The following is a 12,421-nucleotide window of genomic DNA, read 5'->3' as shown; positions in this document are numbered from 1 at the left end:
CATTTTAATTTCCTTGCAGATTTTTGCAGTTTTTTTTTCTCAAAAAAAAAGACTATTTATCCAGCAAACCAAATACCCTTTTGAGCAGTTCGGTAGTGCGGGCAATAGGGTTTTGACGAATTTTTTTCTCTTCATCGGCAACCATCAAAAACAAGCCTTCCAATGCTTTGTCGGTCACATAGCCTTTCAAGTCGGGATTCACCTGCTTCACCAAAGGAATTTTATTGTATTGTTTAATCACATCGCCCCAATATTTTGTCGCTTGCACATTATCCAATGACGTTTGAATAACAGGGCTAAATTCGTTGCGAAGTTGTCCGGAGGTAGTTTTTTTGAGATATTCGGTAGCGGCGTTTTCGTTGCCGCGCAGTATATTCATGGCATCGCGGATAGTAAGTTGTTTGATGGCACTGATGAAGATAGGTTTGGCGCGGGTGGCGGCATCTTCGGCGGCGCGATTGAGCGAAAGCACCACTTTATCCACTTCGCTGCCTAATCCCACATCGCGGAGGGTTTTTTCTACTTTTTGCACATCTTGAGGCCAAGGAATTTTGATACGCGGATTTTTAAAATATCCGTCTTGTTTTGCCACCAAATCAGCACCGACCGTGATACCTTTTGAAAGAGCCGCTTTCAACCCTTCGCCTACCTCGGCTTCGGTAACGGGCTTGCCGCTATTGGCAGCAGAAGAAGCCGCATCTAATACATTATTTACGGTTTTATTAATTTGTGAAGAAGTGCAAGCACTTATCAACAGAGTGACACATACGGCTAACGATAAAAAAATTTTTTTCATTGATTTTTGATTAAAAAGTTGTGCAATTATTTTTTTTGTGAATGAAATTTTACAATTTCAATAAAGTTAAACACAATATTACGCCATAATTAGATTTTTTTATGTGGAAAAAGTTTAATTGTTGTCGCGATTTTGTGGTGGTGTTGTGAGATTATCCACAATGTGGATAGTTTTTTGTGAATAGATTTAATTTCAAGAACTTTTCCGACAATGGATTTCGTTCTTATACAACCATACAAAAACAGCTATATATATCTTATGAAATCATTGACTCCGCTTTTATATATTGGGATAGGTTTGGTGCTGGGCATTGTATTATTGCGTGGTTGCAGTGCCAATAATTTCTGGAAACCTGCCACCACTGAAATACAAAGCGTAGTGCTTTTGGAGCAAATAAAAAAAGTGGCAAAACTGATTACCGTAGAAGGGGAGATGAGTGATATTTACGACCACCGTAATTATTACGGTTTGGATTTGCCTGTTTTTCAAAAAAAAGCACTGCTCAAAGTACAGGCGAAAGTGTCGGTAGGTTACGATTTGGAAAAAATGAATATCCACCTCGACGAAAACACCAAAACGCTGTATTTATCGCCACTGCCGCCGCCCGAAATTTTATCCATAGATCCTACGATTCAATATTACGACCTCACCGAAGGATATTTCAATAGTTTTACGGCACAGGAGCTGACCCAAATAACCCAAGCCGCCAAAGACGATATTCGCAAAAAAGCCGCCAACAGCCATTTGTTCAAAGCCGCCGAACAACAGGCACAGGAGGCTCTTGACCTCATCAAATCTTTCGCAGAAGCACAGGGCTGGCAGGTGGTTCAAAACGAAGGCAAAGGTATATTTTTGCCCTCATCATAAAGTTGCGATATTTTTGAAGTGAGCGAACAAACGAATATAATTGCTTAAATTCGCATTTTTTACAACTTAATCGTAAGAATTACGAATGTTAATAAGCTTTTTTAAAAACAACGACAGTTGGATATGGATAGCTTTATACGGTTTATTACTCTTTCACCCTTTTTTTATTGTATCGCTCCCCATACCCGATACACAGCAAAGTGGTAGTTATTTTTATCATTTAGTTATCAACTTCATTCAATCTTTTTTGCCTTGGCAAAATCAGCAAATACTGATATTTACAGCTTTAAGTATTGGTACTGCAATTATCTTCAATCATTATGTACAGCGTTTATTTTTCGTAAAAAAAACAATATTACCCGGTATCGCTTTTTTGTTGGTGCTTAATTTATGTATGCCTTATATTTATTGGCACCCGTCTTTTTTAGCACTTATTTTCGTAACATTAGGCGTAAGGGCAGTATTTATAATGTACAACAGCAAAGGAGTAAGTCCTGTATTTGATGTAGGAATGCTATTGGGGGTAGCATCTTTATTTTTTCTACCAAGTTCGATGCTCTTATTTTTAATACCGATTTCTGTGGCAGTAGTACGCATCTTTAATTTCAAGGAATTATTAGTTTCTTTGTTAGGAATTATATTGCCATTTTATTTATCCATATCATTTTTCTACCTCACCGACCAATTACCTTTTTTTTACAAGTGGGCACAAGAGCCGTTTTTAAATATATCTGTACAATACACACCCGCCTTATTTATTAAGGGCTTGTTGTTTTTATTGGTTTTATTATTGGCAATTCCTTTAGTATTGCTGAAATATTTGCGCTATATTATTCAACACCGCAAATATGTAACGATTATGTTTTGGATATTGGTGTTGGCATTTATTACAGTAGGTATTTTTATAGGACACTGGCAAGAGTGTACAATGCTTTTTATAATACCGACAAGTTTTTTTTTGGCGTATGTACTCTACGAAAGCCCCAATATTTGGATAGCGGAAGCAATACATTTTATTTTTTTGATAGCGATATTGCTGTTTAATTATGGTGTGGTACAATAAAAAAAGCAAACAAAGGAGTTAAGTTGTGACCAATGTACCCACATTTTCCCCTTCTACCACGCGGCGCAAATTACCGGCTTTGTTCATGTCAAATACAATAATAGGTAAATTATTTTCTTGGCATAAAGTAAAAGCGGTAGCGTCCATTACGTTCAGTTTTTTGTGCAAAGCATCTTGAAAAGTAATACGGTCATAGCGGGTGGCGGTGGGGTTTTTTTCGGGGTCGGCGGTATAGATACCATCTACGCGCGTACCTTTCAAAATAACATCAGCTTCCATTTCTATAGCGCGGAGCGCGGCGGCGGTGTCGGTAGTAAAATAAGGATTACCAGTTCCGGCAACAAAAATAAGAACTCTTTTTTTCTCTAAATGGCGCAGGGCGCGGCGGCGGATATACGGCTCGCACACTTCTCTGATTTCCAACGCCGAAATACAGCGGGTGTTTACACCTTGTTTCTCAATAGCATTTTGGAGTGCAATACCATTAATCACCGTTGCCAGCATACCCATATAATCGCCCGAAACACGATCAATACCGATTTCGTCAGCTTTCATACCTCTGAAAATATTACCGCCTCCGATGACAATACACACTTCCACGCCTTCTTGTGTAATTTCATATACTTGTCGGGCATATTCATTGATACGGGGCGAATCAATGCCATAAGATTTACTGCCCATCAGTGCTTCACCGCTCAATTTTAATAAAATGCGTTTGTATTTCATCGTCATTTATTTGTACTGAAAAATTTGATACAAAGATAATTTTTTTATAGTAGTCTGCACGCAATTTTTCGTAGAGCTGTTGGTGTGTGAAACACATACAATAAAGCCGATGTTTTTTTAAAAAAACATCGGCTTTATACAATTTACTAAAAGGAACGATAATTATTTACACATAAAATGCAATGAATTGTTATATATAAAATATTGGTTTTAAGATATAAAAAATAAAAATTATCGTTGAATCATCATATTTTTTGAAGAAATAATTTTTCCGTTTAATTCAATGCTATACACATAAGCCCCGCTTGCCCAGCGATGTGTATTTACTTCAACAGAGCCACTTTGAGCAGGAAGTGGCAGGCGTTGCATCATTTGACCCTGTAAATTGCTAATCAGCAAAAATGCTTTTTCTTTATCAGCAGAAAAAGGGATTTCGTAGGATATAAAGCAAACATCGTTGGCAGGATTCGGTACATTCTGCTCCAAACGCACAGCACTATTATCGGCAGATGTTTGTATGATAGTAGCAGCATTTGTTTTTGATGATAGTTGAAGGCTTTGTTCTATGGCGGATAATCTTTCTGTCAAATTGTCAATGGTTTGTTGTTGTTGATCAATGATGGATTGCTGTTCTTTGATAGCTTCATTCAAAATCGGAATAATGGCATCATAATTTACCACAAATCCGCCTTCTTCAGAACCTTGCACTGCTTGCGGCACTATTTTCATCACATCTTGAGCTATAAAACCATTGGTTTTTCCTTGCACAAACTTCACGGAAGTATTGTGTTTATTGTCATACTCATAGCTCACACCATTGAGTTGTTGCACCAATTCCAAGGCGTGATGAATAGGTTTGATGTCTTTTTTCCAACGGCGGTCAGAGGGAATCCACCAGCCGCCCGAAGCAAAAGCCTGTCCATTAACGGCAAAATTGAAAGGACCCAAACCCATCATACCGGTTCCTTGCTGGATATAAGGCGGCGGAAACAACATATTGACCATAGAAGGCTCAATGCCCACACCGAAGGCATTATAAGATACCAACTCGCCAGGGAAATTTTTGCTTTGAGCGATAACCCCATTATTACAAAACACCAATGAATCTATATTGGTAACATCAAAGCAGGACATATTCAGGTTTTTAATAGCGGTATGATTGCCCAAATCATCACCGATACCGCCGCCGCCTAAAGGCATTGTTGCCAAATTACCCTGAGCATCTACTACCACATTAGCGGCTGCACCTGTTGCCAAAGAAGGAACATTGACGCTACCGCAACCGCCCAAAAATACTTTAGAGGAAGTAGTACCCAAAAATAAATTGTTGTTGGTGTGTACGGTAAAGTCGGAAGAAGTGGGGGAAACGGTGCTAATATCACCGGCACAAAAACTGCCGATCGGCAAAACGTCTGCACCGCCAATAGAATTAACGGAAGAAGAGCCGGAGGGGTAGAAATCCAAAGTTTGGGGAGTAAGATTAGACCAAGGTGCCTGAGCCGATAGCTGAACGGATACGCCGAAGGACAATAAGCCGACAAATAAAAATTTAGCGTTCATATTTTTTTATTGTTGAGAGTGATTAAAAAATGAGATTACTTTGCTTGTGATTTATCATCACTACAAAAATGCCAATATCGGCTATGAAAATCAAATACAAAATATGAGCAAAATATAAAAAAATAAGCCGGAGTTTAAAACGAAAAAGCGGGTTGTCAGAGGCAATCCGACAACCCGCTTTGTATATAAGTTTTGGTAAAAATTACTACTAAAACAAGGGAAAAAACACAAAAAGTATTAACCCAAAGCTACCCGTTTGAAATCAACCACTGTCAAGCCGCTGTTTACTTCTTTCAAAGCCTGCTCTACGGTTTTGTTGTTGTCTTTCACAAATTGTTGGCTCAACAAAGTAAATTCTTTGAAGAATTTTTGCAAACGACCTTCGGCAATTTTATCAGCCATTACTTCGGGCTTGCCTTCTTCGATAGCCTGCTCACGACCTACGCGCAATTCGCGCTCTACAACAGAAGCAGCTACGCTCTCTTTATTAACAGCTACCGGATTTAAGGCAGCGATTTGCATGCATACATCTTTGCCCATATCTTCGGCAGCAGCACCGTTTTGGTTCAATTGAGCCAGCACACCTATTTTGTAGCCCAAGTGAATATAAGGCACAACACAAGTACCTTCGAGGCGGGCGTATTCGGCTAATTCAATTTTTTCACCGATTTTGGCTACCTGTTCTTCAAAATGTTGCGACAAAGGCGTACCATCTAAAGTAACCTGCAATAAGGCATCTTTATTTTCTGAAAAATTATCCAAAGCCAATTGAGCCACACTTTTGGCAAAGTCAATAAAGGCTTCATTTTTAGCCACGAAGTCGGTTTCGCTGCTTATTTTTACCACTACGCCCTTCGTGTGGTCGCTGTTGGTAACGGCTATTACTACACCTTCGGTAGCTTCGCGATCGGCACGGTTAGCGGCAATTTTTTGTCCTTTTTTGCGCAAATAATCAATAGCCGCCTCAAAATCGCCATTGGCTTCGGTGAGGGCTTTTTTGCAATCCATCATACCGGCACCGGTAACTTGACGGAGTTTATTTACATCAGAAGCTGATATAGACATAATATATTAAATACAATATTATATGGTTAAGATAAAAAATCCGTAAAAAAAACGCACGGAAGAACGTCAGGAATTTAAAAAGTCTTGAAAAAAAAATAACAAATTAAAAAAACGGCTGCTGCTTTAATCTTCTTTGGAAGCATCTCCACCTTTGTCGCCACGGCGGCGCAAGCGGCGGCGGTCTTCTCCGCCAACTTCAGCCACTTCGCTTTCGGGTGCATCACCGCCGTTGGCATCGCGCTCTTGGCGGCGTTCTTCCAAACCTTCGCGAATACACTCCACGATGTAGTTGGTGATAACTGAAATAGATTTAGCGGCATCATCATTGGCGGGGATAGGGAAATCCACTTTATTGGGGTCGGCGTTGGTATCCACCATACCAAAAGTAGTAATACCCAAGCGTTGAGCCTCAGCCAAAGCGATATGCTCGTGTCCGATATCCACCAAAAAGATAGCAGAAGGGATACGGCTCAAAGAAGCGATACCTCCCAACACACGGAATTGATTTTCTTTTTCGCGGTTGAGCATCAGTTTTTCTTTTTTGGTGATATTATCCAAGGTACCATCACTCAACATTTTTTCGGTGTTTTGCATTTTTTTCACCGATTTGCGAATGGTAGTAAAGTTAGTGAGCATACCACCGAGCCAACGTTCAGTAACATAAGGCATATTTACACGTTGAGCGGCAGCATATACAATATCTTTGGCTTGTTTTTTAGTAGCTACGAACAAAATTTTTCTTCCGGAGCGAGCGATAGCCCGCATAGCACTACCTGCTTTTTCCAAAGAAGTAGCTGTTTTATTGAGGTCAATGATATGAATACCTTTGCGCTCCATAAAAATATAGGGCGACATTTTAGGATTCCATTTCTTTTTAAGATGACCGAAGTGTACACCGGCATCTAACAATTCTTGCTGCGATATATTTGGCATAGAAATGAATAATTTTGAATAGAGATAGAAAATAAAAAAGGAATAAAGAACGCTGAAACTGATTAACGTTTACTGAATTGTTTAGCGCGGCGTGCTTTGAGCAAGCCCGGTTTTTTACGCTCAACTTTACGGGCATCGCGGGTAAGAATATCGCGGTTGCCGGCTTTAAGTTTCATTTTTACTTCGTTCAGCTGCACTTCCTGACCATTGCGTTCTACGGTTACTTCGGTAGGATTGTCTTTTACCAAAGCCCGCGCAATACCCAAACGGCAGGCTTCTGCTTGTCCTTTGATACCGCCGCCGTTTACATTAATTTTAATATCATATTTATCTTCTATTCCCAAAATGCGCAAAGGCTCAGTAAGAACCAACTGCAAAAAATCAATCGGGAAATAGTTTTTATAATCCTTATTATTAACGGTAATCATACCGCTTCCGGCAGCCACAAACACACGCGCTACGGCGGTTTTTCTTCTGCCTACTCCATTGCTTTGTTTACTTGGCATTTTTATATAAAAAAAATAAAGGTAAATTATTTGATTTCAAGGGGTTTCATTTTTTGGGTATGGGGGTGTTCGGCACCGGCATACACAAACAATTTTCTGTACATAGCCTTGCCCAAAATATTTTTAGGCAACATACGGCGTACAGCCATTTCTACCAAGCGTTCGGGGTGTTTTTCCAAAATTTCGCGTGGAGTGCTGGCACGTTGTCCTCCCGGATAACCGGTGTGGCGCAAATGTTGATAGTCGGTGAGTTTTTTACCGCTCAATGCCACTTTTTCGGCATTTAATACCACCACATAATCACCGGTATCTACGTGTTGGGTAAAGATGGGTTTGTGCTTACCGCGCAAAATAGAAGCAATTTGGGTGCAGGCGCGTCCCAAAGTTTGACCTTCCATATCAATCACATACCAATCGCGCTTTACGTCTTCTTTGCGAAAGGAGCGGGTCTTATAACTAAGAGTATTCACGAGTTGAAAGAATTAAAAAATTATAGCTAAAAAAATATAATAATCAAAAATGTATTTCCGCCGTACAAAAGCGGCTTTCAAAAAGAGATGCAAAGTTAAAATATATATTAAGATAAACAAATTTTTTGGAAAAAAATATTTCGATATAAAATCATAAATAATTGATAATCAGTGTATTTTTGGAATAAAAATTTTAGAGGAAAACATTTGCAAGTCTGTTTTTGCTGATGATAAGAGCACCTTTTTACTGCTTTTATGATACGCACCTAAAAATATATATAAAAAAACACCAGAAATTTAGTATAAAATTCAAAGTCATTATCTATCTTTACCCCTCCCAAATTTTGCAGGCACGATAGTATGAGGGGTGTAAGGTTTAAAAAAAAATCCTGTTGTCCGATATTTTTGCTCGTAATATAATAATGTAGTGAAGCTGTTAAAGGCAGCATCATTTTTCAGTAGCACAATTAGGAATAATACACAACTCTACTACTAAAGATTCTTTTGAAAAATATCTATTCTTTCAGATATGACTATGTCAAAAACAGTAGAACAAATATGGACAGACTGCTTAGTCATTATCAAGGATAGCATTAATGCACAAAGCTACAAAACCTGGTTTGAGCCAATTAAGCCCGTAAAATACGAAGCCAATATACTTACTATTCAAGTGCCGAGCCAGTTTTTTTATGAATGGTTGGAGGAGCATTATGTCAATCTATTGAGTAAAACCATCAAAAGCGTATTGGGGAGCGGAGTACGATTAGAATATCGGATAGTGATTGAAAATCAATATCCGTCGGGCAAGCAAAAAGAAAGCACCTACGCTTACACTGCCGCTAACAAAGAGAGCGAAACAAGCCCTACTCAAAACATTCAAAATCCATTTGTAATACCGGGTATCAAAAAAATGCCCTTTGAGTTGCAACTCAATCCCAACTACACCTTTGAGGCATTTATTGAGGGTGAATGCAACCAATTGGCACGCTCGGCGGGCATTGCCGTTGCCAACAAACCCGGCGGCACAGCTTTTAATCCATTGGTATTATATGGTGGTGTGGGTTTGGGAAAAACGCACCTCATACAAGCCATCGGCAACCAAATCAAACGTTTGTTTCCAAACAAAAGCATATTATATGTATCGTCAGAAAAATTCACCCACCAGTTTATAGAAGCCGTGCGCAACAATACGCTCAATGATTTTGTGCGTTTTTATCAAATGGTAGATGTATTATTGATAGATGACATACAATTTTTTGCCGAAAAGGATAAAACACAAGATATTTTCTTTCATGTTTTCAACCACTTGCACCAAAGCGGCAAGCAGATAGTGATGACAAGCGACTGCGCACCGAAAGATATGGTAGGTATGGAAGAACGCTTGTTGTCTCGTTTTAAATGGGGGCTGATCGCCGACCTTCAAATGCCCGATTTTGAAACGCGCATGGCGATATTAGAATACAAAATGCTCGCCGAAGGCATAGAGTTGCCGAAAGAAGTAGTAGAATATGTAGCCTACAATGTGAGTTCAAGTGTGCGGGAATTGGAAGGCGTATTGATTTCGTTGGTGGCTCATGCTTCGCTGGCACAGCGGAGAGTGGATTTGAATTTGGCAAAAACCGTTATCAAAACCCACAACAACAATTCTGTAAAAGACCTGTCTATTCCTTTTATACAAAAAACGGTAGCGGATTATTTTCATATCTCCATTGATATACTCAAAGGACAAACCCGCAAACGCGAAGCGGTGCAGGCACGCCAAATAGCGATGTATTTTGTAAAAACATACACCAACTACTCCTTAAAACAAATCGGCAGAGACTTCGGCGGACGCGACCACAGTACAGTAATACACTCCTGTCAGGCGGTGAGCGACCAAATAGATACCGATCCGGTTTTTGAGCGCACCATCAAAGATTTGGATAAAACAATTAAGATGAACATCTAAAAAAAGCGTTACTTCTCCGTTGGCTGTTTTGTGTTTTTATTTTACCTTCTCGTAACCGTCCGATACTTCAAAAGGCATTTTGAGCGCAGTATTCGCCTGCGGATTAGAACATTCTATTTCTACTTCGTAGTGGTCGCCCTGATTTTTCAGTACATAACGCCTTTTGGTAGAAAAAGCCTTTTGATTATCAAGTAAAATATAATCGTGGTATTGTGCCAAAAGATAACGAGCCTGCGCCGTATCGGTAATTTCCATGCTCTGCACACGATAATCATCACGTTGTGCCGAAAGCACCGAATTTTGAGATAAAAGCTGCTCTGCCGCCGCACTGCTGTGTACTTCGCTGAAATCCTCATAGCGCACATATTGTCCCAGCAATAAAGATTGCAGCGTGGCAAAATCCAAAGGATAATGTACATAATTATTTATATAGCAAAACTCTTTGGCATAATAGCGGGAATTAATTTTATCCAATACTTTAATAGAGTCGGGCGTGATAAGGGCGCGAGCCACTTCAATACTCAAAAACCCCAAAGCCGGAGCTACTGACAGCCAGATAGCTTTGTCTTTTTGCAGGCGCAAAGTAATATTGACAGGCAATTCAGATTTTCCGTTCTGAGTAAATTTGAGTTTGGCTTTGGTCGTAAAAGTATTGGCATCAAACAAAGCGGCATCGATACTTTTTTGCAACTTTTGCACCATTTTATATTTGGCGGCGGCATTGGAAACATTGGCATCGGCGGCAGTAGGCTTATGGGTGGTATGTACTCGCTTGGAGTTGCTGCAAGCCGCCACCATCGTCAAAAAAACTATACCGACTAAGAAAGTAAAAAAGGGCGAATTTTTAAAATAAAACATCACAAAAAGATAAAACAAAAAAAAACTGCTATAAAAAAAAACAGTGCTATAAAACAGCATTGCAAATAAACGCTTAAAATTGCAAAATGTTATTATTTATTGAATAGATTAAAAATGATTTTGGCAACATTGCAATTATTTTTCGTTATAGATAAAGAACACCTATTAAAAGAGCATCACCCAAAAACAACACATCAAAGAACAAAAAGAGGCACTTTTTCAAAATAATAGTAGTTTAAAAGCTAAAATATTTTTATTTTGCTAAAAAAACAGGAACAAAAACTATGGGTTGGCTAAATGCACTGATTTCAAATATACTTGCACCGGAAAAATTCATCAATTCATTGAATTCATTGGTGAGTAATTTTAAAGACAAGCAAAAAGAAAAAATACAACTTTTTGCTTTAGAGCGTGTCGAACAAATATCAGGTTTGTTGGCATCTGCGGTATCCGTTATTATTATTGGTATGGTAGCATTTATGGCATATTTTTTTGGCATCATAACACTCACAATTTACTTGGCATCGTTTTGGGGCGCACTTGGAGCATTTGCAGCACTTACGATGTTTCATGTAGTGCTTTTATTAATTTTTATTATTTTTAGAGAGAGTTTGTTGGAATTTCCCATTTTTAAAGCCATATCCGACAAATTTGTAGATGAAATTATGAAAGAAGATTAAAAAAAAACGATTTTTTGAGTTGGGCAAAAAGCAAATAAAACAAATTGAATATGACAAATAACAATAAATATATAAACACTAAAATTGCTTTGGCAAAAAAGCAATTGCGAAAAGACATAGAAGAAAGCGACACAAGCGCAAAAGCACGATCTCCATCATCAGTTGCGCCTTCATCACATACTAATACTTTGGCAGCGAATATATCATCATTGGCAGAAAGATTATTTTTAAACAATGGCAATAACTTATTGAGTTCTGCTTTAGCAAAACAATTACTAAATTTTGGTATGAATTATTTAATAAAACAACGCAAAAAAAACGAACTAAAATCCTCTATAGCACAAGTGGCAGAGCGACCTTACATTGAAAAAAATATGGGCAGCAAAGTACGCCGCCTTGCAAAACGCAACCCCGATTACTACTCTTGGCAGTCGTTGGCGGTGCAAGGAATTTTTGCAATGGGCGGTGTTTTATTGGCTCGCAAGGTAATCAAAATGATAACGAAGTAAAAAAAACAACTATGATGAGTAATTCCGATAGCGGTATGCTTCCGACATTGGTGTTGGGAGCATCGCCGCATGAGTATCGCTATTCGTACAAAGCAGTAAAAATGCTGCACCACCACGGACATCAGGTGTTTGCTATTGGTGCAAAAGAAGCCCACATTGGCACTACACCTATTGTAAGCGAACGCATCTACGGCGAGCGCATTGATACGATAACTTTGTATTTGAATCCCGAACGGCAAAAGCCCTACTACGATTACATCATTGCTTTGCAGCCGCGCCGCATTATTTTCAACCCCGGCACCGAAAATTCCGAACTGGCAAAGTTGGCAGAAGCAGCGAATATTATTGTTGAAGAAGCCTGCACTTTGGTATTGCTACAAACCGGACAATACTGACAGGTGCGGATAAAAAAGCGACAGGGATTAAAAAACACAGGGAAA

Annotated in this window: 14 protein-coding genes; 6 read left to right on the top strand and 8 right to left on the bottom strand. The window is 39.0% G+C overall.

The features are described from left to right. Window positions 1-52: 52 nt before the first annotated feature. On the bottom strand, window positions 53-796 hold the full coding sequence (locus tag IPL35_09725; GenBank protein MBK8443662.1) for a DUF4197 domain-containing protein: 744 nt from the start codon (window positions 794-796) through the stop codon (window positions 53-55). Window positions 797-1,054: 258 nt separating this feature from the next. On the opposite strand from IPL35_09725, the gene IPL35_09720 reads away from it, so the two are divergent. After that, window positions 1,055-1,663, top strand: coding sequence for a DUF4230 domain-containing protein (locus IPL35_09720; GenBank protein MBK8443661.1), 609 nt, complete (start codon window positions 1,055-1,057; stop codon window positions 1,661-1,663). Between the two features lie 85 nt (window positions 1,664-1,748). Beyond that, window positions 1,749-2,726 carry a hypothetical protein gene (locus IPL35_09715; GenBank protein ID MBK8443660.1) on the top strand — a complete coding sequence of 326 codons (978 nt, stop codon included), beginning with the start codon at window positions 1,749-1,751 and terminating at the stop codon, window positions 2,724-2,726. Window positions 2,727-2,744: 18 nt separating this feature from the next. On the opposite strand, the gene IPL35_09710 is transcribed toward IPL35_09715, so the two are convergent. The 6 genes from IPL35_09710 to rplM form a co-directional block, all read right to left on the bottom strand. Further along, window positions 2,745-3,458 carry a UMP kinase gene (locus IPL35_09710; protein MBK8443659.1) on the bottom strand — a complete coding sequence of 238 codons (714 nt, stop codon included), beginning with the start codon at window positions 3,456-3,458 and terminating at the stop codon, window positions 2,745-2,747. A 225-nt stretch (window positions 3,459-3,683) separates the two neighbouring features. Further along, entirely contained in the window at window positions 3,684-5,012 is a 1,329-nt protein-coding gene (locus IPL35_09705; protein ID MBK8443658.1) for a tail fiber domain-containing protein, read from the bottom strand. Window positions 5,013-5,249: 237 nt separating this feature from the next. Beyond that, window positions 5,250-6,077 carry an elongation factor Ts gene (locus tag IPL35_09700; GenBank protein ID MBK8443657.1) on the bottom strand — a complete coding sequence of 276 codons (828 nt, stop codon included), beginning with the start codon at window positions 6,075-6,077 and terminating at the stop codon, window positions 5,250-5,252. Window positions 6,078-6,200: 123 nt separating this feature from the next. Beyond that, window positions 6,201-7,010 carry a 30S ribosomal protein S2 gene (gene rpsB / locus IPL35_09695; protein ID MBK8443656.1) on the bottom strand — a complete coding sequence of 270 codons (810 nt, stop codon included), beginning with the start codon at window positions 7,008-7,010 and terminating at the stop codon, window positions 6,201-6,203. Window positions 7,011-7,072: 62 nt separating this feature from the next. After that, window positions 7,073-7,516, bottom strand: a complete 444-nt coding sequence (gene rpsI, locus IPL35_09690) for a 30S ribosomal protein S9 (protein ID MBK8443655.1) — start codon at window positions 7,514-7,516, stop codon at window positions 7,073-7,075. A gap of 26 nt (window positions 7,517-7,542) precedes the next feature. After that, window positions 7,543-7,986 (bottom strand): 50S ribosomal protein L13, encoded by a 444-nt coding sequence (gene rplM / locus IPL35_09685; protein ID MBK8443654.1) that lies wholly within the window; start codon window positions 7,984-7,986, stop codon window positions 7,543-7,545. A 535-nt stretch (window positions 7,987-8,521) separates the two neighbouring features. On the opposite strand from rplM, the gene dnaA reads away from it, so the two are divergent. After that, window positions 8,522-9,934, top strand: coding sequence for a chromosomal replication initiator protein DnaA (dnaA, locus tag IPL35_09680; GenBank protein MBK8443653.1), 1,413 nt, complete (start codon window positions 8,522-8,524; stop codon window positions 9,932-9,934). Window positions 9,935-9,970: 36 nt separating this feature from the next. On the opposite strand, the gene IPL35_09675 is transcribed toward dnaA, so the two are convergent. Continuing rightward, the gene (locus IPL35_09675) at window positions 9,971-10,810 is read right to left on the bottom strand and encodes a DUF4292 domain-containing protein (GenBank protein ID MBK8443652.1); all 840 of its coding nucleotides are present in this window, start codon (window positions 10,808-10,810) and stop codon (window positions 9,971-9,973) included. Window positions 10,811-11,076: 266 nt separating this feature from the next. Between IPL35_09675 and IPL35_09670 the strand changes: the two genes are divergently transcribed. Genes IPL35_09670 through IPL35_09660 form a run of 3 tightly spaced genes read left to right on the top strand, consistent with a single transcriptional unit; the run spans window position 11,077 to window position 12,376 of the window. After that, window positions 11,077-11,472, top strand: a complete 396-nt coding sequence (locus tag IPL35_09670) for a hypothetical protein (GenBank protein MBK8443651.1) — start codon at window positions 11,077-11,079, stop codon at window positions 11,470-11,472. A 50-nt stretch (window positions 11,473-11,522) separates the two neighbouring features. Continuing rightward, the gene (locus IPL35_09665; GenBank protein ID MBK8443650.1) at window positions 11,523-11,981 is read left to right on the top strand and encodes a hypothetical protein; all 459 of its coding nucleotides are present in this window, start codon (window positions 11,523-11,525) and stop codon (window positions 11,979-11,981) included. Between the two features lie 35 nt (window positions 11,982-12,016). Then, window positions 12,017-12,376 (top strand): CoA-binding protein, encoded by a 360-nt coding sequence (locus tag IPL35_09660; GenBank protein ID MBK8443649.1) that lies wholly within the window; start codon window positions 12,017-12,019, stop codon window positions 12,374-12,376. Window positions 12,377-12,421: the final 45 nt, after the last annotated feature.

It is taken from the genome of Sphingobacteriales bacterium, from assembly GCA_016711285.1.
Classification (GTDB): Bacteria; Bacteroidota; Bacteroidia; order Chitinophagales; family UBA2359; genus JADJTG01.
Note: the sequence above shows the minus strand (reverse complement) of the source record. Positions and strands in the feature narration are given on the sequence as shown.

Bases quoted from the DNA above. Each gene is read 5' to 3' on its own strand.
- IPL35_09725 (MBK8443662.1), bottom strand. From the start codon at position 796: ATGAAAAAAATTTTTTTATCGTTAGCCGTATGTGTCACTCTGTTGATA.
- IPL35_09720 (MBK8443661.1), top strand. From the start codon at position 1,055: ATGAAATCATTGACTCCGCTTTTATATATTGGGATAGGTTTGGTGCTG.
- IPL35_09715 (MBK8443660.1), top strand. From the start codon at position 1,749: ATGTTAATAAGCTTTTTTAAAAACAACGACAGTTGGATATGGATAGCT.
- IPL35_09710 (MBK8443659.1), bottom strand. From the start codon at position 3,458: ATGACGATGAAATACAAACGCATTTTATTAAAATTGAGCGGTGAAGCA.
- IPL35_09705 (MBK8443658.1), bottom strand. From the start codon at position 5,012: ATGAACGCTAAATTTTTATTTGTCGGCTTATTGTCCTTCGGCGTATCC.
- IPL35_09700 (MBK8443657.1), bottom strand. From the start codon at position 6,077: ATGTCTATATCAGCTTCTGATGTAAATAAACTCCGTCAAGTTACCGGT.
- rpsB (MBK8443656.1), bottom strand. From the start codon at position 7,010: ATGCCAAATATATCGCAGCAAGAATTGTTAGATGCCGGTGTACACTTC.
- rpsI (MBK8443655.1), bottom strand. From the start codon at position 7,516: ATGCCAAGTAAACAAAGCAATGGAGTAGGCAGAAGAAAAACCGCCGTA.
- dnaA (MBK8443653.1), top strand. From the start codon at position 8,522: ATGTCAAAAACAGTAGAACAAATATGGACAGACTGCTTAGTCATTATC.
- IPL35_09670 (MBK8443651.1), top strand. From the start codon at position 11,077: ATGGGTTGGCTAAATGCACTGATTTCAAATATACTTGCACCGGAAAAA.
- IPL35_09665 (MBK8443650.1), top strand. From the start codon at position 11,523: ATGACAAATAACAATAAATATATAAACACTAAAATTGCTTTGGCAAAA.
- IPL35_09660 (MBK8443649.1), top strand. From the start codon at position 12,017: ATGCTTCCGACATTGGTGTTGGGAGCATCGCCGCATGAGTATCGCTAT.